General features: G+C 63.5%; 16 protein-coding genes. 8 read left to right on the top strand and 8 right to left on the bottom strand.

Annotated elements, in window-relative coordinates:
* Positions 1–55 precede the first annotated feature (55 nt).
* The 3 genes from ACSVIK_RS00510 to lpcA all read left to right on the top strand — a co-directional run bounded on the left by ACSVIK_RS00510 (position 56) and on the right by lpcA (position 3,600).
* The gene (locus ACSVIK_RS00510; protein WP_442442412.1) at positions 56–1,531 is read left to right on the top strand and encodes an outer membrane protein transport protein; all 1,476 of its coding nucleotides are present in this window, start codon (positions 56–58) and stop codon (positions 1,529–1,531) included.
* 179 nt (positions 1,532–1,710) lie between these two features.
* Positions 1,711–3,000, top strand: coding sequence for a M18 family aminopeptidase (locus tag ACSVIK_RS00505; protein ID WP_442442411.1), 1,290 nt, complete (start codon positions 1,711–1,713; stop codon positions 2,998–3,000).
* Positions 3,001–3,012: 12 nt separating this feature from the next.
* Entirely contained in the window at positions 3,013–3,600 is a 588-nt protein-coding gene (lpcA, locus tag ACSVIK_RS00500; protein ID WP_442442410.1) for a D-sedoheptulose 7-phosphate isomerase, read from the top strand.
* 115 nt (positions 3,601–3,715) lie between these two features.
* On the opposite strand, the gene ACSVIK_RS00495 is transcribed toward lpcA, so the two are convergent.
* Positions 3,716–4,465: an AraC family transcriptional regulator gene (locus ACSVIK_RS00495; protein ID WP_442442409.1), complete on the bottom strand. Its 750-nt coding sequence runs from the start codon at positions 4,463–4,465 to the stop codon at positions 3,716–3,718.
* A 239-nt stretch (positions 4,466–4,704) separates the two neighbouring features.
* Between ACSVIK_RS00495 and ACSVIK_RS00490 the strand changes: the two genes are divergently transcribed.
* From ACSVIK_RS00490 to ACSVIK_RS00480, 3 genes are all read left to right on the top strand, one after another.
* Positions 4,705–5,409 carry a hypothetical protein gene (locus ACSVIK_RS00490; protein WP_442442408.1) on the top strand — a complete coding sequence of 235 codons (705 nt, stop codon included), beginning with the start codon at positions 4,705–4,707 and terminating at the stop codon, positions 5,407–5,409.
* Positions 5,410–5,482: 73 nt separating this feature from the next.
* The gene (gene lon, locus ACSVIK_RS00485) at positions 5,483–7,879 is read left to right on the top strand and encodes an endopeptidase La (RefSeq protein ID WP_442442407.1); all 2,397 of its coding nucleotides are present in this window, start codon (positions 5,483–5,485) and stop codon (positions 7,877–7,879) included.
* Positions 7,880–8,013: 134 nt separating this feature from the next.
* Positions 8,014–8,406, top strand: coding sequence for a protease inhibitor I42 family protein (locus ACSVIK_RS00480; protein ID WP_442442406.1), 393 nt, complete (start codon positions 8,014–8,016; stop codon positions 8,404–8,406).
* Between the two features lie 231 nt (positions 8,407–8,637).
* Here the strand turns inward: ACSVIK_RS00480 and ACSVIK_RS00475 are convergent, their stop codons facing one another.
* The 7 genes from ACSVIK_RS00475 to kdgD form a co-directional block, all read right to left on the bottom strand.
* Positions 8,638–9,399, bottom strand: coding sequence for an ABC transporter permease (locus ACSVIK_RS00475; protein ID WP_442442405.1), 762 nt, complete (start codon positions 9,397–9,399; stop codon positions 8,638–8,640).
* Entirely contained in the window at positions 9,396–10,325 is a 930-nt protein-coding gene (locus tag ACSVIK_RS00470) for an ABC transporter ATP-binding protein (RefSeq protein ID WP_442442404.1), read from the bottom strand. Before ACSVIK_RS00470 ends, ACSVIK_RS00475 begins: the two co-directional genes overlap by 4 nt.
* A 195-nt stretch (positions 10,326–10,520) precedes the next feature.
* Positions 10,521–11,462, bottom strand: a complete 942-nt coding sequence (locus ACSVIK_RS00465; RefSeq protein ID WP_442442403.1) for a 2-hydroxyacid dehydrogenase — start codon at positions 11,460–11,462, stop codon at positions 10,521–10,523.
* A gap of 12 nt (positions 11,463–11,474) precedes the next feature.
* Positions 11,475–13,031: a galactarate dehydratase gene (gene garD / locus ACSVIK_RS00460; RefSeq protein WP_442442402.1), complete on the bottom strand. Its 1,557-nt coding sequence runs from the start codon at positions 13,029–13,031 to the stop codon at positions 11,475–11,477.
* A 22-nt stretch (positions 13,032–13,053) separates the two neighbouring features.
* Positions 13,054–14,379 carry an MFS transporter gene (locus tag ACSVIK_RS00455; protein WP_442442401.1) on the bottom strand — a complete coding sequence of 442 codons (1,326 nt, stop codon included), beginning with the start codon at positions 14,377–14,379 and terminating at the stop codon, positions 13,054–13,056.
* A 56-nt stretch (positions 14,380–14,435) separates the two neighbouring features.
* Positions 14,436–15,785, bottom strand: coding sequence for a glucarate dehydratase (gene gudD / locus ACSVIK_RS00450; protein ID WP_442442400.1), 1,350 nt, complete (start codon positions 15,783–15,785; stop codon positions 14,436–14,438).
* A 110-nt stretch (positions 15,786–15,895) separates the two neighbouring features.
* Entirely contained in the window at positions 15,896–16,807 is a 912-nt protein-coding gene (gene kdgD, locus ACSVIK_RS00445) for a 5-dehydro-4-deoxyglucarate dehydratase (protein WP_442442399.1), read from the bottom strand.
* Positions 16,808–17,136: 329 nt separating this feature from the next.
* Here kdgD and ACSVIK_RS00440 point away from each other — a divergent pair, with 329 nt between their 5' ends.
* Both ACSVIK_RS00440 and ACSVIK_RS00435 read left to right on the top strand, forming a co-directional pair.
* Positions 17,137–17,301 carry a hypothetical protein gene (locus tag ACSVIK_RS00440; RefSeq protein ID WP_442442398.1) on the top strand — a complete coding sequence of 55 codons (165 nt, stop codon included), beginning with the start codon at positions 17,137–17,139 and terminating at the stop codon, positions 17,299–17,301.
* A 56-nt stretch (positions 17,302–17,357) separates the two neighbouring features.
* Positions 17,358–18,752: an enolase C-terminal domain-like protein gene (locus ACSVIK_RS00435; protein WP_442442397.1), complete on the top strand. Its 1,395-nt coding sequence runs from the start codon at positions 17,358–17,360 to the stop codon at positions 18,750–18,752.
* The last annotated feature ends 30 nt before the right edge of the window (positions 18,753–18,782 follow it).

Below are 18,782 nucleotides of genomic sequence, written 5' to 3'. Positions count from 1 at the left end.
ATTCGACGAGCGCGCGGGTTATCGAACAATAAGTTCTCCTTATTAGAGATCAGCCATGCGAAACAACAATAAAGCACTTCCTGCCATAACCCATCGAGCCCTCTGCCTGGCGACACTGGCCGGCTCGCTACTTATTACCTCACAAGCCCATGCTGGCGCATTCGGCGTACCCACTTATGGCACCCCTGGCTGGGGCCGTGCATTCGCGGGTGGCTCCATGTGGAAGAACGATCCCAGCGCTGCCTTCAACAACCCAGCCGCCATGGCCTTTATTGATCAGAATATTGCCCAGGTATCCGTGCACCATGCGCGTGTCAGCCTGAACTTCAAAGGTAATGTTTATGACTATCAGGGGAACCCACGCGGGGATCGGGAATTCGAGCGTGATGCGGCTGGCAATCCGACAGGAGGCATTATCGATAATGGCCCTATCACCAATGATGGTGGCCAAGGCGGTTTCGCTGCGGTGCTGCCCACCAGTTTCCTGGTCATGCCGATCAATGATCGACTGAGCTTCGGTTTAAGCCAAGTCGTGCCCATGGGCGCCAGAACGACCTGGGATCGAGACTGGAAAGGCCAGGACTTCGCCGTCGATACCAAGGTCGAAACGGTTGGCCTGACCGGCTCGCTGTCGTTCAAGGTCAACGATACCTTTGCGGTCGGTGGTGGCGTCATCGTTCAGAACACCAAAGGCTTCATCAGCCAGAACCTCGACGTGATGGCTGCGGCAGGTACCCCCTCATCAGAACTGTTTCTACCCTACCCTTCAGGTATCAGCGAAGCCCTGATACGTATCAAGGTGGACAACACCTCCGTAGGCTGGTTTACCGGGGTCGCCTGGAAGCCCACCGATCGCGATACGCTAGGCCTCAACTACCACGCCCGGATTCGCAACAAGCTCGAGGGCAGGTACAACATCTATGCGGATGAATTCTCCCGTTTCCTTATGGAAGACCCATTCTTTGGTAGCGACAAAACAGCCGTCGAGCAAGCGTTCCCTGGCCTGAAGCTATTTCCGGACGGAGCAAAGGCCAAATCTCGCCTGGACGTACCTGCCAGTGCTACGTTGGACTGGGTGCATGAGTTCAATGACCGCCTCTCACTGGGTGCGAGCATCACCTGGACCGAGTGGTCATCGTTCAAGGATCTCAAGTTGAAATCCAACGGCAACACCCTGGTGGCCATCCCCTATAACTACAGGGATACCTGGATGTACGCGATTGGCGGCGACTATCGCGCTACCGATCAGCTCACCCTGCGCGCAGGCGTGGCCCTGGATCAGACGCCGACACGCAACTCCACCCGCGATGCGCGCATTCCCGATGGCGACCGCACCTTCGTCTCCTTCGGTGGCAGCTATCGTTTCGCTTCCGAGCCCAATCTGAGCATCGATGCGGCCTATTCTCGCCAGTTCGTCGACAAGGCACGCCTGCGCACTGTCAACCAGGATCGTTTGGCCGGGACACGAATGGATGGCGAAGTGAAAGCCAGGGGAGATGTATTCAGCCTCTCCGCTACCTATAAGTTCTGATTGGCCATTTTGGCCACTGCGGATGCCGGCAGATTGAAGGGCTGTCGGTATCCGTTTTTTCTCCCTCTTTCGTCACCTCAGCCAGTCTGATCGCCACAGGCTATCCGCTCGATGCATGCAGCGCTCTGCCAATAAAAGGCAAAAGAGTTACACTCGCGCCATCGTTGTCCGGAGTCCCTATGCGCGAAGAACTGATCCAAGGCCTGCTCGATTTTCTCAACGCCTCGCCGACCCCCTTCCATGCCACCACCAGCCTGGCCATGCGCCTGGAAGCCGCGGGTTACCGCCATCTGGACGAACGCGCGTCCTGGCACCTCGAGGCCGGCGGCCGCTACTACGTGACCCGCAACGACTCCTCGCTCATTGCCTTCAAACTGGGCAAGCGCCCGGCCGTCGAGGGCGGCATTCGCCTGGTCGGCGCACATACCGACAGCCCCTGCCTGCGCGTCAAGCCAAGCCCCGAACTGCAACGCCAGGGCTTCTTCCAGCTCGGCGTGGAGGTGTATGGCGGCGCCCTGCTCGCGCCCTGGTTCGACCGCGACCTGTCGCTGGCTGGCCGCGTCACCTATCGCCGCGACGGCAAGGTGGAGAGCCAACTGATCGACTTCTACCAGCCCATCGCCGTGATCCCCAGCCTGGCGATCCACCTCAACCGTGAGGCCAACCAGGGCTGGGCGATCAATCCGCAGAACGAGCTGCCGCCGATTCTCGCCCAGCTCGCCAGCAGCGAAACCGCCGATTTCCGCGCCCTGCTCGCCGAGCAACTGGCCATGGAGCATGACTTCAACCCGGACGCGGTGCTGGATTACGAGCTGAGCTTCTACGACACCCAGAGCGCGGCCATCGTCGGCCTCAACCAGGACTTCATCGCCAGTGCACGCCTGGACAACCTGCTGTCCTGCTACGCCGGCCTGCAGGCGCTGCTCGACTCGGACGACGAAGAGACCTGCGTGCTGGTCTGCACCGACCATGAAGAAGTGGGTTCCTGCTCCGCCTGCGGCGCCGACGGCCCCTTCCTGGAACAGGTGCTGCGCCGCGTGCTGCCCGAGGGAGACGACTTCGTGCGCAGCATCCAGCGTTCGCTGCTGGTGTCGGCCGACAATGCCCACGGCGTGCATCCCAACTACGCCGACAAGCACGACGGCAACCACGGGCCCAAGCTCAACGCCGGCCCGGTGATCAAGATCAACAGCAACCAGCGCTACGCCACCAACAGCGAGACCGCCGGCTTCTTCCGCCACCTGTGTTTGGAGAACGAAGTGCCGGTACAGAGCTTCGTGGTGCGCAGCGACATGGGCTGCGGCTCGACCATCGGCCCGATCACCGCCAGCCAGCTCGGTGTGCGCACGGTCGATATCGGCCTGCCCACCTTCGCCATGCACTCGATCCGCGAACTGGCCGGCAGCCATGACGTGGAACACCTGGTGAAGGTGCTGACCGCCTTCTATTCCAGCCCCGAACTCCCTTGAGGTTCTGACGCGATGATCGAAAATATCCGCAACAGCCTGCAGGAAGCCCAGCGTGCGCTGGAGGCCTTCCTCGCCAATGAACAGACTCTGGGCAATATCCAGAAGGCCGCCGAGCTGCTGGTCGAGAGCTTCGAGCACAAGGGCAAGGCCTTTTCCTGCGGCAACGGGGGTTCGATGTGCGACGCCATGCACTTCGCCGAAGAGCTGACCGGGCGCTACCGCAAGAACCGCCCCGGCATCGCCGCCGTGTCGATCAGCGACCCCAGCCATATCAGTTGCGTGGCCAATGACTTCGGCTACGACTTCATCTTCTCGCGCTATATCGAGTCCCACGGCCGTGAAGGTGACGTGCTGATCGCCCTCAGCACCAGCGGCAAGAGCCCCAACGTGGTCAAGGCCGCCGAAGCCGCCAAGGCCCTGGGGGTAAAGGTGATCGCCCTGACCGGCAAGCCGGGCTCGCTGCTGGAAAGCCTGGCCGACGTGTGCATCTGCGCCCCCGGCGGCGACTTCGCCGACCGCGTGCAGGAGCTGCACATCAAGACCCTGCATATCCTCATCGAGCTGATCGAACGCAAGCTGAGCCCGCAGAACTACGCCTGAACACATGGCCCGGATTGCATCCGGGCGACTTCAATACGGTGCGCACAGCGCACCCTACCCTACTGTGCTCGCGAACGGCATCGGCAAGGGCTTCGCGAGCAGAGCTCGCTCCTACTCAGGCGCTGCGCAGGCGTTTCGGGGTAAGCCCAAGGTAGCGGCGCATGGCCGTGGTCAGAGCGCTCTGGCTGGAAAAACCGCATTCCTCGGCGATCCGCACCAGCGGCAGATTGCTCTCGCGCAGCATGCGCGCGGCGCGGTCGAGACGGGTCTTGAGCAGGTATTGATGGGGCGTGAGCCCTACGCTGTCCTTGAACTGGGCATGGAAATGACTGGGGCTCAGGCACATCACCTGGGCCAGTTCGGCCACGCTGATGCGCCGCGCCAGGTGCTCGCCGATATAGCCATCCAGACGCTGCAGATCCAAGGCTCCCTGCGGCGCCCGTTGCTGCTCACCGAACAGGCGCAGGTGCAAGGCTCGCAGCAACACGCCACCAATGGAGCGCGCCAGGATCGAGTCGCTGCCATAGCGCTCCAGCTCAGCGCCGGCGTAGCTCAGCAGGTTCTGGAAATCCGCATCCAGGGCCGGGTAACAGGGTTTCTCGAACAGCCGCTGCAGCAGCTCCAGGTCTTCGCCGGGGGTGTCCTGTTCATCCAGATCGAGAATCAGCATGCGATTGTCGCCCATGCCGGCGAACTGGTGAGCGGCATCGCCCGGCACCAGGCAAGCGCGCATCCGGCACACCTCACCGCCACGCCCACCGACCTCGAACTCGGCGCGGCCGACCAGAGACATCACCAACTGGTGATGATCATGAGCATGTTCATGGGCCTGTTCGTCCAGGCGAATCACACGGGCTTGCAGCATGGCTAAGACTTGCGACGCGGAGCGAAGGTTGCAACTTTACTCCCTTTCGACAAAAAACGCCGCAACCCTGAAAGAACAAAAGTTGCACCTATAGCAACCCAGGCGCGGCAAGATCTCGATTTTCCCTGCAACCGGAGAATTGCAGCATCCAGCCCAGCCCGATGTATTAGACTGCCGGCACGCGGCCTTGCATGCCATGACGCGCCGTCCTACTCAGCCCACCCCAAGAAGCGGGCCTTATGCTCAATGAACCCCTGACCATGCTTGCACTGGTGCTGGCACTGCTAACCCTTGCGTTCGTGCTGGGCAGACACCCTTCCCCGCGACGCGAGCAGATGCGCTGGCAACTGGACAACCAGCTCATCCACCATTGCCTGGATCTGCTCCAGGCCATGCAGAAACATCGGGGCCTGGGTGCTCTGCATGATGCCGCCGGTATCACCCAGCGCAATGCGGTAGCCGACGAGCTCGATCAGCTCTGGCAGGACTGGCCAGGCGCCGAACTGCAATTACCGGCACTGTCCGAGCAATGGCCGGTGCTACGGCGCAATCCGCACGACTTCGACGGCCACTGTCGCCAGATAGAAGCCCTGCTGGAAGTACTCGAACAGCTCGAGGATCGCCTCTACCAAAGACAACACCTGGACATTCGCGGCCTGGGCAAAGCCTGTCGAGACCAGGAAAATCTCGCCCGCCTGCGTGGCCTGGCAGTGCGCGCCGCCTACCATGGGCGCTGCCCATCCGGCCTCAGGGTACAACTGGAATTTCTCTGCTCACATCTGCATATCGAAGACGATGAGCCCGAGTTACCTGCCCTGCTCGATCGCCTGCGCGAGGACTTGATCGATGCCCCCCAGGTTCGCATCACCCCGAGCGAGAGCTTCGCCCTGCTCACACCACTTTTGGAACGACGCCTGCAGCGCATCCGTCAGAAGTGGTCATGAAGCAGCATGGCAGCCGTTGAAAAGCCCGGAGCCTCTCCCCATGTAGCATCCAACGCATACGCAAAGGTGCTCCATGAACGATCAGGACAACACCCCAGACAGCATTGAGGTTCACGCCCAGGCCAGCAGTACCGGCCTGGTACTGCCCGCACAGCAGTTGCCGGACAAGCTCTACATCATCCCCATCCACAACCGCCCGTTCTTCCCGGCGCAGGTGTTGCCGGTGATCGTCAACCAGCAGCCCTGGGGTCGCACCCTGACGCGGGTCGGCAACACCGAGCACAAGTGCATGGCGGTGTTCTTCGTCGACACCCCACCGGACGAACACGGCGAATTCGATCTCGACAGCCTGCCCGAGCACGGCACTCTGGTGCGCGTGCACCATGTCAGCGAAGAAGGTGGCAAGCTGCAGTTCGTCGCCCAGGGCCTGACCCGCGTGCGCATCCGTGGCTGGCTCAGCCGCCGTGGCCCGTATCTGGCCGAGGTGGAATATCCACAGCCGCCAGCCGACCCACGCGACGAGGTCAAGGCCTACGGCATGGCCCTGATCAACGCGATCAAGGAACTGCTGCCGCTCAACCCGCTGTACAGCGAAGAGCTGAAGAACTACCTCAACCGCTTCAGCCCCAACGATCCGTCACCGCTCACCGACTTCGCCGCCGCGCTGACCACCGCCCCGGGCCGCGAGCTGCAGGAAGTGCTGGACACCGTGCCCATGCTCAAACGCATGGAGAAGGTGCTGCCGCTGCTGCGCAAGGAGGTGGAGGTCGGCCGCCTGCAGAAAGAGCTGTCCGCCGAGGTGAACAAGCAGATTGGCGAGCGCCAGCGCGAATTCTTCCTCAAGGAACAGCTCAAGCTGATCCAGCAGGAGCTGGGCATCAGCAAGGACGACAAGAGCGCCGACCGCGAGGAATTTCTCGCCCGCCTCGAAGGCAAGACCCTGCCCGCCCCCGCACAGAAGCGCATCGACGAGGAGCTGAACAAGCTGTCGATCCTGGAAACCGGCTCGCCGGAATATGCCGTCACGCGCAACTACCTGGACTGGGCCACCGCCCTGCCCTGGGGGGTGAATGGCGAAGACAAGCTCGACCTCGGCCGCGCGCGCAAGGTGCTGGACAAGCATCACGCCGGCATGGACGACATCAAGCAGCGCATCACCGAGTTCCTCGCCGTCGGCGCCTTCAAGGGCGAGATCGCCGGTTCCATCGTGCTGCTGGTCGGCCCGCCTGGCGTGGGCAAGACCAGCATCGGCAAGTCCATCGCCGAATCCCTCGGCCGGCCGTTCTATCGCTTCTCGGTCGGCGGCATGCGTGACGAGGCGGAGATCAAGGGCCACCGCCGCACCTACATCGGCGCCATGCCCGGCAAGCTGGTGCAGGCGCTGAAGGAAGCCGAGGTGATGAACCCGGTGATCATGCTCGACGAGATCGACAAGATGGGCACCAGCTACCAGGGCGACCCGGCCTCGGCGCTGCTGGAAACCCTCGATCCGGAGCAGAACGTCGAGTTCCTCGACCACTACCTGGATCTGCGCCTGGATCTGTCCAAGGTGCTGTTCGTCTGCACCGCCAACACCCTCGACTCCATCCCCGGGCCGCTGCTCGACCGTATGGAAGTGATCCGCCTGTCCGGCTACATCACCGAGGAAAAACTGGCCATCGCCAAGCGCCATCTGTGGCCCAAGCAATTGGAGAAGGCCGGAGTGCCCAAGGCGCGCCTGTCCATCAGCGATGCGGCACTGCGCGCGGTGATCGAAGGCTATGCCCGTGAAGCCGGCGTGCGCCAGTTGGAGAAGCAACTGGGCAAGCTGGTGCGCAAATCGGTGGTCAAGCTGCTGGAGGATCCCGAAGCGAAGATCCGCATCGGCGCCAAGGATCTGGAGGACGCCCTCGGTATGCCGGTATTCCGCAACGAGCGGGTGTTGGCGGGCACCGGGGTGATCACCGGCCTGGCCTGGACCAGCATGGGCGGCGCCACCCTGCCGATCGAAGCGACGCGCATTCATACGCTCAATCGCGGCTTCAAGCTCACCGGCCAGCTCGGCGAGGTGATGAAGGAGTCGGCAGAGATCGCCTACAGCTACGTCAGCTCGCACCTCAAGCAGTTCGGCGGTGACCCGACCTTCTTCGACCAGGCCTTCGTCCACCTGCATGTGCCGGAAGGCGCAACCCCCAAGGACGGCCCCAGCGCCGGCATCACCATGGCCAGCGCCCTGCTTTCGCTCGCGCGCAACCAGGCACCGAAAAAGGGCGTGGCCATGACCGGCGAGCTGACCCTCACCGGCCAGGTGCTGCCCATCGGCGGCGTGCGCGAGAAGGTGATCGCCGCACGGCGGCAGAAGATCCATGAGCTGATCCTGCCGGAGGCCAACCGTGGCAGTTACGAGGAATTGCCGGACTACCTCAAGGAAGGCCTGACCGTGCACTTCGCCAAGCGCTACAGCGATGTGGCCAAGGTACTTTTTGAATAGCCGCAAGCGGCAAGCTTCAAGCCACAAGAAATAGCGGTGGGCGCCTCGACTTGCCGCTTGCAACTTGTGGCTTGTGGCTTGTGGCTTGCTGGTAAGGCTATGCTGGGCCAGGTTCTATTCGACTGGAGTTCATCATGCACGCCACCTTGCGCCTGCTCACACTGCCCGCCCTGGCCCTGCTCAGCGCTTGTGCCCACCAGTCCGGCACGCTGGAGCTGAGCAAGCAGCGGCAATGCCCGCTGACCCTGGACAAGGGCCAACTGTTGATCCTCAGCCTGCCCAGCAACCCCACCACCGGCTTTCGCTGGGAGGTGCGCGATGGCGCCGAAAAAGTCCTGCAAAGCCTTGGCCCGGAGGTCTACAGCAACCCGGAAGATCCCGGCCTGGTCGGTGCTGGGGGCATCTCCACCTGGCGTTTCAGCGCCCAGGAACGTGGCGAAGGCCGCCTGCTGCTGACCTACCAGCAGCCCTGGGAGCCGAACGTGCCACCAGCGGAAAGCTTCGAGTGTGAAGTGCGGGTGAAGTGATCAGAACTGCTTCTGTGGGAGGGGCTTTATCCGCGACGACTCGAAATCAGTCGCCGCTAACAGGCCGTTGAAAAACGTAGGCGAGGCAGCCAGTGCAAGGCAAAAACAGGCGAAAAAGCGCAGTTTACGAGTTGTAAATGAGCATTTTGAGCCTGTTTTTAACGCAGCAATGGCAACGCAGGTAGTTTTTCAACAGCCTGCTAAAGCGCCTCCCACAAATCCCTGCCAGGTTCAGCTCTTGAGCCGATAACCGGTCTTGAAGATCCAGCCCACCAGCGCGATGCACAGCGCCAGAAAGCCCAGCACCATGGCCAGGCTGACGCCGACGTTGACGTCGGACACGCCGTAGAAGCTCCAGCGGAAGGCACTGATCAGGTACACCACCGGGTTGAACAGGGTCACCGTCTGCCAGGCTGGCGGCAGCATGCTGATGGAATAGAAGGCCCCGCCGAGGAAGGTCAACGGCGTGACGATCAGCGCCGGGACGATCTGCAGCTTCTCCCAGCCATCGGCCCAGACGCCGATGATGAAGCCGAACAGGCTGAAGGTCAGCGCCGTCAGCACCAGGAACGCCGCCATCCAGATGGGGTGCTGGATCTCGAAATCGACGAACAGCCGCGCAGTGAGCAGGATGACGATGCCGAGAATCACCGACTTGGTCGCTGCCGCACCGACATAACCAATCAGAATCTCCAGATAGGACACCGGCGCCGAGAGAATCTCGTAGATGCTCCCCGAGTACTTGGGCATGTAGATGCCGAACGAGGCGTTGGAAATGCTCTCGGTCAGCAGCGCCAGCATGATCAGCCCGGGAATGATGAAGGCGCCGTAGCTCACGCCCTGCACCTGGGTCATGCTCGAACCGATGGCCGAGCCGAACACCACGAAATACAGCGAGGTGCTGATCACCGGGGTGGCGATGCTCTGCAGCAGGGTGCGCCAGGTGCGCGCCAGCTCGAACAGGTAGATGGCCTTGATGGCGTACAGGTTCATGCGCGCGACTCCTCCAGCAGGGACACGAAAATCTCTTCCAGCGAACTTTGGCTCGACTGCAGATCCTTGAAGTCGATGCCGTGCTGGGCCAGGTCGCGCAGCAGTTCGGCAATGCCGGTGTTCTCGTGCTGGGCATCGAAGGTGAACACCAGGGCATGGCCCTGATCGGCCAACTCCAGGCCATAGCGCGCCAGCTCGGCCGGCACGCAGGACAGCGGTTGCTGCAACTGCAGGGTCAGTTGCTTCTTGCCCAGCTTGTGCATCAGCACCTGCTTGTCCTCCACCAGGATGATGCGGCCCTTGCTGATCACCCCGATGCGGTCGGCCATTTCCTCGGCCTCTTCGATGTAGTGGGTGGTGAGGATGATGGTCACGCCGCGCTCGCGCAGGCGCCGCACCATGTTCCACATGTCGCGGCGCAGCTCCACGTCGACACCGGCGGTGGGTTCGTCGAGAAAGAGGATCTGCGGCTCGTGCGAAAGCGCCTTGGCGATCATCACCCGGCGCTTCATGCCGCCGGACAGTTCCATGATCTTGGCATTGCGCTTGTCCCACAGCGACAGATCCTTGAGCAGTTGCTCGAGGTAGGCCGGATCGGGCTTCTTGCCGAACAGGCCGCGGCTGAACTTGACCGTCGCCCAGACCGTCTCGAATACGTCACTGACCAGCTCCTGCGGCACCAGGCCGATCTGCGAGCGGGCCGCGCGGTAGTCGCGGACGATGTCCTTGCCGCCGACCAGCACCCTGCCCTCGCCCGGATTGACGATGCCGCAGATGATGCTGATCAGGGTGGTCTTGCCGGCGCCGTTGGGGCCGAGCAAGGCGAAGATCTCGCCCTGGCGAATCTCCAGGTCGATGCCTTGCAGCGCCGGGTGTCCGGACGCATAGATCTTGTTCAATTGCTCGATGGAAATGACCGACTGCACGGTGGTTGGCCCCTTGCCTGCGGAAAACGCCACAGTCTACAGCGCCCGAGCAACCGCTTCATCGCGCCAGATGAAAAACGGCGCACTTGTGGTGCGCCGAGGATGCTGCAGGTGAGGTAAACAACGATCACAGCACTTGTGATGCTGTGACGACAGGCCAGGCGGCAAGCGTCGCCCGGCGTATTCAGCGGCGGCTCAGAGCGGCGTCAGCAGCTCGCCGGTGGCGATGAAGGCGCGCAGGTTGTCCAGCACCAGATCGGCCATCTGCTGGCGCGTCTCGACGCTGGCGCTGCCGACGTGCGGCAGCAGCACCACGTTGTCCAGCTCGCGCAGTGCCGCCGGCACCTGGGGTTCGCGCTCGAAGACGTCCAGCCCGGCACCGCCGATCACCTTGTGCTGCAGCGCCGTGATCAATGCAGCCTCATCGACCACCGAGCCGCGCGCCACGTTGATCAGAAAACCATCAGGCCCCAGCGCTTCGAGCACCTCGGCATCGATCAGATGATGGGTGGCCTTGCCGCCCGGGCAGGTCAGCACGAGGAAATCCGCCCAGCGCGCCAGCGCCAGCAGATCCGGCTCATGCTGGTAAGGGCTGCCCTCGACCGGCCGGCGATTGTGGTAACGCACCGGCATGGAGAAACCCGAGGCGCGCAGGGCCACCGCCTCGCCGATGCGGCCGAGACCGACGATGCCCAGGCGCTTGCCGCTGACCCGCCGCGCCAGCGGGAAACCCGTGGTGCTGTTCCAGGCCCCGCTGCGCACGAAACGGTCGGCCTCGGACAGGCGCCGCGCACAGTCGATCATCAGGCCCATGGCCAGGTCGGCGACGCAGTCATTGAGCACATCCGGCGTGGTGCTGAGGGCGATACCTCGTTCGCGCAGCAGCTCCAGCGGATAGGGGTCGTAGCCGACACCGAAACTGCAGATGGCACGCAGATTGGGCAACAGGTCGAGTTGCTCGGCCGTGCAGCCGAAACGCGCCGAGGACACCATGTAGAGAAACTGCTCGCCCTGCTCGCGCAGGAACGCTAGCGGCTCGGCCTGCTGCCACAGCGCGCTGACCTCGTATTGCTCGGCCAGCTCGCGATTGAAACGCTCGCTCAGCGGGCCGATCTGTAACACCTTGGTCTTGGCCATGAGAACCTCCTGTCAGGTCACCGGCGCCGGGTTGAACAGCACCAGATCGTTATGCAGACGCAGCCGTTCGGCGCAGGTCTGCTGGCGACCGCTAGCCACGTCCAGATAGAGCTGGAAGATATGCCAGCCCATTTCCTCCAGGCTCATGCGCCCGGAGAGGATCTGACCGGCGTCGACGTCGATCAGATCCGGCCAGCGCTCGGCCAGTTGACTGCGCGTGGCCACCTTGATCACCGGCACCATGGCCAGGCCATAGGGCGTGCCGCGACCGGTGGTGAAGATGTGCAGGTTCATGCCGGCGGCCAGTTGCAGGGTGCCGCAGATGAAGTCGCTGGCCGGGGTGGCGCAAAACCACAGGCCCTTGCCACGGATGCGCTCGCCCGGCGCGACCACGCCAGCGATGGCGCCGTTGCCGGACTTGGCGATGGAGCCCATGGCCTTCTCGACAATGTTGTTCAGCCCGCCCTTCTTGTTGCCCGGCGTGGTGTTGGCGCTGCGATCGGCCATGCCGCGCGCCAGGTAGCGGTCGTACCAGTCCATCTCGCGAATCAGCGCATCGGCCACCTCGACGCTGGCGGCGCGCGGGGTGAGCAGGTGGATGCCGTCACGCACCTCGGTGTTCTCGCTGAACATCACGGTGGCGCCGGCGCGCACCAGCAGGTCGGCAGCCACGCCCAACGCCGGGTTGGCGGTGATACCGGAGAAGGCATCGCTGCCGCCGCACTGCATGCCAACCACCAGCTCGGAGGCCGGTACGGTCTCGCGGCGACGCTGGTCGAGCACCTTCAGGCGCTCCTCGATCATGGCCATGATCTGCTCGACCATGCCGGTGAAGCCGCTGCCGGAATCCTGCAGGCGGAACAGCCAGTCTTCCTCGTCCATGCCGTTGGTGAGCGCATCGCCATCCATCAACTGGTTGGCCTGCAGCTTCTCGCAGCCAAGGCTGATCACCAGCGCCTGGCCACCGAGATTGGGGTTGCGGCTGATGTTGTAGAGGGTGCGGATCGGCACCACCGCGTCCGGCGCGTTGATCGCCACGCCGCAGCCATAGCTGTGCGACAGCGCCACCACGTCGTCGACGTTGGGGTACTTGGGCAGGATTTCCTTACGCACGCGCTCGACCACATGATCGAGCACACCGACCACGCACTGCACTGTGGTGGTCACGCCGAGGATGTTGCGCGTGCCTACGCTGCCGTCCGGGTTGCGGAAGCCCTCGAAGGTGTAGCCTTCCAGCGGCTCGCCGGGTGCGGTCTTGAGGGTCGCCTTGGGCAGGTTGTCCAGCGCTGGCGGCTCGGGCATGCGCAGCACCTGCTCGGTGACCCAGCTACCGGCGACGATGGGTTTCAGCGCATAGCCGATGACCTCGCCATAACGCACCACCTCGCCACCTTCGGCGATATTCACCAGCGCCACCTTGTGGCTCTGCGGGATGCCTTCGATAGCCGTCAAGCCATCGTCGAACTGGCCGCCCGCGGCGACGCCCTGGTCATTGACCACCACGCCGACGTTGTCGCTCGGGTGCAGGCGGATATAACGGGGCGAATTCTGATGGGGAATCAACTGCATGCTGCGTGCTCCTGTTGTGCGTTCAGGCTGTCGAGCCGGACGCGGCGTCCAGCTCGACCCTGTGAATACGGCCGACGATCAGGCCGAAGCTGACGACCGCCAGCAGGGCATTGAGGCCGACATAGACCAATGCCCCATCGAAAGAACCGCTGTGGCTGACCAGGTAGCCGATGATGATCGGCGTGGTGATCGCCGCCAGGTTGCCGAATGTATTGAACAGCCCACCGGACAGGCCAAGGATCTGCCGGGGCGAGGTGTCGGCCACCAGCGTCCAGCCCAGCGAGCCGAGGCCCTTGCCGAAGAAGGCCAGGGCCATCAGCGCCACCACGGCCGCGTCGCTCTCGACGAAAATGCACAGCACCACGGCGCTCGAAAGCAGCAGTCCGAGCACCATCGGCAGCTTGCGCGCCAGGGTCAGTGAATGACCGCGGCGCAACATGCCATCGGACAGCAGCCCGCCGAGCACACCACCGACGCAACCACTGATGGCCGGCAAGGCAGCGGCGAAACCGGCTCCAAGAATGCTCATGCCGCGCGCCTGCACCAGGTAGACCGGAAACCAGGTGAGAAAGAAGTAGGTAATGGCGTTATTGCAGTACTGGCCAAGGTAGATACCGATCATCGTGCGCTGGCGCAGCAGCAGGCCCAGGTAGCGCCACTGCGAACCGCCACTGCCGCCATGCTGCCCTTCCAGATCGATCAGCGCCCCACCCTGTTCCAGATGGGCCAGCTCGGCCGCTTCGATACGCGGGTGCTGACGTGGGCCATGCAATTGTTTGAGCCAGACGAACGACAACGCCAGGCCCAGGCAGCCGAGCACGATAAATACCGACTGCCAGCCCATGGTTTGCACCACCCAGCCCATCAAGGGTGCGAACAACGCCGTGGCGGCGTACTGCGCCGAACTGGCAATCGCCGTGGCGGTGGCGCGCTCGGCGGTGGGAAACCAGCAGGCGATGATGCGCGCATTGCCAGGAAAGCACGGCGCGCTGGCAAAGCCCACCAGCAGCCGCAACAGAAACATCGAGGTCACCGCCCAGGTGCTCGGTAGCCAACCGACGAAGCCCTGCAGCAGGGTCAGCACCGACCAGACGAACAATGCCAGGGTATAGACGGGTTTGCTGCCGAAGCGATCGAACAGCCAACCGCCGGGAATCTGCCCGATCACATAGGCCCAGCCGAACGCCGAGAAAATATAGCCAAGCGTCACCGCGTCGATGCCCAAACCGGCCTGCATCGCCGAACCGGCGACCGACAGACTGGAGCGATCGGCAAAGGTGATGGTGGTGACCAGAAACAGCATCAGCAGGATGCTGTAGCGCACACGACCGGGTTTGGCGGCTGGCATCAGGGGGACTCGCACGGGGAACGAAAGGCCCGGCGCACAGCGCCGGGCGACCTGGCTCAGCGTACCAGGCAGGGCTTCTTGTTATCGAAGGTCCAGCCGGGGATCAGGTACTGCATGGCCACTGCGTCGTCACGCGCGCCCAGGCCCTTGGCCTGGTACAGCTCGTGCGCCTTGGCCAGCGCATCCCAGTCCAGCTCGACGCCCAAGCCTGGGGTTTTCGGCACCTGCACCAGGCCACCTTCGATGCGCAGCGGGTTGCGCGTCAGGTACTGACCGTCCTGCCAGATCCAGTGAGTGTCGATGGCGGTGACGCGCCCCGGCGCCGCAGCGGCGACGTGGGTGAACATGGCCAGAGAAATGTCGAAGTGGTTGTTCGAGTGCGAACCCCAGGTCAGCCCCCAGTCGTTGCACATCTGCGCCACGCGCACGGAACCGGCCATGGTCCAGAAGTGCGGGTCGGCCAGCGGGATGTCCACCGACTGCAGGGAGATGGTGTGGCCCATCTGCCGCCAATCGGTGGCGATCATGTTGGTCGCGGTCGGCAGGCCGGTGGCGCGGCGGAACTCGGCCATCACCTCGCGGCCGGAGTAGCCGTTCTCGGCACCGCAGGGGTCTTCGGCATAGGCGAGCACACCATGCAGGTCACGGCACAGGGCAATGGCCTGATCCAGCGACCAGCCACCATTGGGGTCGAGGGTCACGCGGGCATCCGGGAAGCGCGCGGCCAGGGCACGGATCGCCTCGACTTCGGCCTCGCCATGCAGCACGCCGCCCTTGAGTTTGAAGTCGTTGAAGCCGTAACGCGCATGCGCGGCCTCGGCCTGACGGACGATGGCCTCGGGGGTCAGCGCGGTCTGGTTGCGCACGCGCTGCCAGGCATCGTCGGCATCGCGTTCGTCGCGGTAGCCGAGATCGGTCTTGTCCTTGTCGGCGATGAAGAACAGATAGCCGAGCATTTCCACCGCATCGCGCTGCTGGCCTTCGCCCAGCAGGGCAGCCACCGGCACACCAAGGTGCTGGCCGAGCAGGTCGAGCAGCGCCGACTCCAGCGCGGTGACGGCATGGATGGTGATACGCAGGTCGAAGGTCTGCAGGCCACGACCGCCGGAATCACGGTCGGCAAAGGCGCGGCGCACCTGGTTGAGCAGCGCGTTGTAATTGCCGACCGGCTGGCCGACGAGCATGGAGCGGGCGTCTTCGAGGGTCTTGCGAATGCCCTCGCCGCCGGGGACTTCGCCGACACCGACATGGCCGGTGCTGTCCTTGAGAATGAGGATGTTGCGGGTGAAGTAAGGGCCGTGGGCACCGCTCAGATTGAGCAGCATGCTGTCCTGGCCGGCGACCGGTACGACTTGCAGCTCGGTGATCAGCGGAGTGCCGACAGCGGCAGGGGTCTGTGAATTCATGAGCGTTACCCTGTTGTTCTTATGGGGGTCAATGGTCGATCAAAAGCGTCGCGGCCGGCTTGCCGGAGCACGACCGGGCCGCCAGCCGGGGCGGGCGGCCCGCGGCGGCATCACTGCGCGCCTTGCGCTTCGACCAGCTTGGCCAGGGCTTCGTATTCGTCCGGCAGCAGGTCGGTCAGCGGCGCGCGTACCGGGCCGGCATCGTAACCGACGATCCGGGCGCCAGCCTTGACGATGCTCACGGCATAGCCTGCCTTGCGGTTACGGATATCCAGGTAGGGCAGGAAGAAATCGTCGATCAGCTTGCCAACGGTGGCCTGATCGTCGGCGGCGATGGCCTTGTAGAAGGCCATGGCGGTTTTCGGGATGAAGTTGAACACGGCCGAGGAATATACCGGTACACCCAGGGCCTTGTAGGCCGCGGCGTAAACTTCGGCAGTCGGTAGGCCACCGAGGTAGGTCAGGCGCTCACCCAAGCGACGACGAATCGACACCATCAGTTCGATGTCACCCAGGCCGTCCTTGTAGCCGATCAGGTTCGGGCAACGCTCGGCCACCTGCTCCAGCAGGCTGGCGTTGAGGCGGCAGACGTTGCGGTTGTACACCACCACGCCGATCTTCACCGACTTGCACACCTGCTCGACATGGGCGGCAACGCCGTCCTGCGAGGCTTCGGTCAGGTAATGCGGCAGCAACAGCAGGCCCTTGGCGCCCAGGCGCTCGGCTTCCTGCGCCATCTGGATGGCCACGCGGGTCGGGCCGCCAACGCCAGCCAGAATGGGCACGGACTTCTCGCAGGTGTCCACGGCGGTCTTGATCACGGCGCTGTATTCGTCCGGCGCCAGGGAGAAGAACTCGCCCGTACCGCCGGCAGCGAACAGCGCGGAGGCGCCATAAGGCGCCAGCCACTCGAGGCGGCGCACATAGCCAGCCGGGTTGAAATCGCCAGCAGCATCGAAGTCGGTCACCGGGAAAGACAGCAGACCGGAAGAGAGGATGGACTTGAGTTCTTGTGGATTCATTGTGCGAACACCCTGTAAAGCGAGTTGTGAGGAAGGAGGTCAGCCTCGGCTGTAGAGATACGTTATCGTACAACAAACAAAAAAACACCAGTTTTTCCATTCGCCGTTCGTCGTAGCGCTTTCCCCCATCCCTCAACGTTCAACGCACGGGCCCGTGTTCTCAGGGAAATCCAGATACAGAGGACGCTCTCAACACGCCTGTCGAGCAGCGCCAGGGTTATCGTCGGCAAGCACAACAGCGTTGACAGGCCAGGATCGGGCTGGTACTAATTTCGCCAAGTCATACGACAACCTATGACAAACCAATAAAAACAAGCGAGGCCCAGGTCATGTCACAGACCTTCATTGCCGCCCTGCCCTGCCATCGTGCTGGTCACTGCACTGCCGCCAGCAGCCGCCCGAACAGCGCAAGCCGCACAGGCTTCGTTGCCGTCCATGCCCATGCGCTCACTTGCTACCGCGAGGCTCGCCTGCCGACCCCGGTGCACGACTGAACCGTACCTTCGCCATTGCGGCCAAGGGCCGCGCCAGTTCCGGAGCCCCAGCCAAGATGTACGAAGCCTCCCGCCACAGCACGCCACAGATCGTCGACATGCAGGTCATCCCGGTCGCCGGCCATGACAGCATGCTGCTCAATCTGTGTGGCGCCCATGCCCCCTACTTCACCCGCAATCTGGTGCTGCTCAAGGACAGCGCCGGCAATACCGGTTGCGGCGAAGTGCCAGGCGGCGAAGGCATTCGTCAGGCGCTGGAGCGCTGCCGCGAACGGGTGATCGGCCAACAGATCGGCCGCTACAACCGCATTATCAATAGCCTGCGCCAGGCCATCGCCGGGCCAGCCAAGGGGCCACAGACCACCCAGCACGAGGTCACCTCGGAAGCCGAAGCACGCGTGCTCAAGCAACCGCACGAGATCAACCTGCGCCTGGACAATGTGATCACCGCCGTCGAGGCGGCCCTGCTCGACCTGCTCGGCCAACATCTGGGCGTGCCGGTCTGCGAGCTGCTCGGCAGCGGCCAGCAGCGCGACAGCGTGCCGATGCTCGCCTACCTCTTCTATATCGGTGATCGTCAGCGTACCGACCTGCCCTACCTCGCCGGCACAGGCTCGGCGGACGATTGGTACCACCTGCGCCACCAGGCTGCGCTGACACCCGAGGCCATCGCCCGCCTGGCCGAGTCGGCGCATGCCCGCTACGGCTTCAACGACTTCAAGCTCAAGGGTGGAGTGATGCGCGGCGCCGAGGAGATGGACGCGATCCGCGCGATCAAGGCGCGCTTCCCCAACGCCCGTGTCACCCTCGACCCCAACGGCGCCTGGTCACTGGATGAAGCCATCGCCCTGTGCCAGGGGCAAGGCCAGGTGCTGGCCTATGCCGAGGATCCCTGCGGCCCGGAAAACGGCTACTCGGGCCGCGAGGTGATGGCCGAGTTCAAGCGCGCCACCGGCATCCCCACCGCCACCAACATGGTCGCCACCGACTGGCGACAGATGGGCCACTCACTGCGCCTGGAGGCCGTCGACATCCCCCTGGCCGACCCGCACTTCTGGACCATGCAGGGCGCCGTGCGCCTTGGCCAGGTGTGCGAAGAATTCGGCCTGACCTGGGGTTCGCATTCCAACAATCACTTCGACATTTCCCTGGCCATGTTCACCCATGCCGCCGCGGCCGTGCCGGGTCGCGTCACCGCCATCGACACCCACTGGATCTGGCAGGAAGGCACCGAGCGTCTGACCCGCGAGCCACTGCAGATCATCGACGGCCAGGTGCGGGTAAACGACAAGCCTGGCCTCGGCATCGAGCCGGACATGGAGCAGATCATGGCCGCTCACGAGCTTTACAAGAAGGTGGCCAACGGCGCGCGTGATGACGCCATGGCCATGCAATACCTGGTTCCGGGTTGGCAATACCACCCGAAACGTCCCAGCCTCGGTCGCGACTGACTCACGCGACTTCGATTCACCCTCCGGAGC

This window comes from Pseudomonas sp. NCHU5216 (genome assembly GCF_052156495.1).
Taxonomy (GTDB): Bacteria; Pseudomonadota; Gammaproteobacteria; order Pseudomonadales; family Pseudomonadaceae; genus Aquipseudomonas.
This window is presented reverse-complemented; position numbering and strand designations above follow the sequence as displayed.

Bases quoted from the DNA above. Each gene is read 5' to 3' on its own strand.
- ACSVIK_RS00510 (WP_442442412.1), top strand. From the start codon at position 56: ATGCGAAACAACAATAAAGCACTTCCTGCCATAACCCATCGAGCCCTC.
- ACSVIK_RS00505 (WP_442442411.1), top strand. From the start codon at position 1,711: ATGCGCGAAGAACTGATCCAAGGCCTGCTCGATTTTCTCAACGCCTCG.
- lpcA (WP_442442410.1), top strand. From the start codon at position 3,013: ATGATCGAAAATATCCGCAACAGCCTGCAGGAAGCCCAGCGTGCGCTG.
- ACSVIK_RS00495 (WP_442442409.1), bottom strand. From the start codon at position 4,465: ATGCTGCAAGCCCGTGTGATTCGCCTGGACGAACAGGCCCATGAACAT.
- ACSVIK_RS00490 (WP_442442408.1), top strand. From the start codon at position 4,705: ATGCTCAATGAACCCCTGACCATGCTTGCACTGGTGCTGGCACTGCTA.
- lon (WP_442442407.1), top strand. From the start codon at position 5,483: ATGAACGATCAGGACAACACCCCAGACAGCATTGAGGTTCACGCCCAG.
- ACSVIK_RS00480 (WP_442442406.1), top strand. From the start codon at position 8,014: ATGCACGCCACCTTGCGCCTGCTCACACTGCCCGCCCTGGCCCTGCTC.
- ACSVIK_RS00475 (WP_442442405.1), bottom strand. From the start codon at position 9,399: ATGAACCTGTACGCCATCAAGGCCATCTACCTGTTCGAGCTGGCGCGC.
- ACSVIK_RS00465 (WP_442442403.1), bottom strand. From the start codon at position 11,462: ATGGCCAAGACCAAGGTGTTACAGATCGGCCCGCTGAGCGAGCGTTTC.
- garD (WP_442442402.1), bottom strand. From the start codon at position 13,031: ATGCAGTTGATTCCCCATCAGAATTCGCCCCGTTATATCCGCCTGCAC.
- ACSVIK_RS00455 (WP_442442401.1), bottom strand. From the start codon at position 14,379: ATGCCAGCCGCCAAACCCGGTCGTGTGCGCTACAGCATCCTGCTGATG.
- gudD (WP_442442400.1), bottom strand. From the start codon at position 15,785: ATGAATTCACAGACCCCTGCCGCTGTCGGCACTCCGCTGATCACCGAG.
- kdgD (WP_442442399.1), bottom strand. From the start codon at position 16,807: ATGAATCCACAAGAACTCAAGTCCATCCTCTCTTCCGGTCTGCTGTCT.
- ACSVIK_RS00440 (WP_442442398.1), top strand. From the start codon at position 17,137: ATGTCACAGACCTTCATTGCCGCCCTGCCCTGCCATCGTGCTGGTCAC.
- ACSVIK_RS00435 (WP_442442397.1), top strand. From the start codon at position 17,358: ATGTACGAAGCCTCCCGCCACAGCACGCCACAGATCGTCGACATGCAG.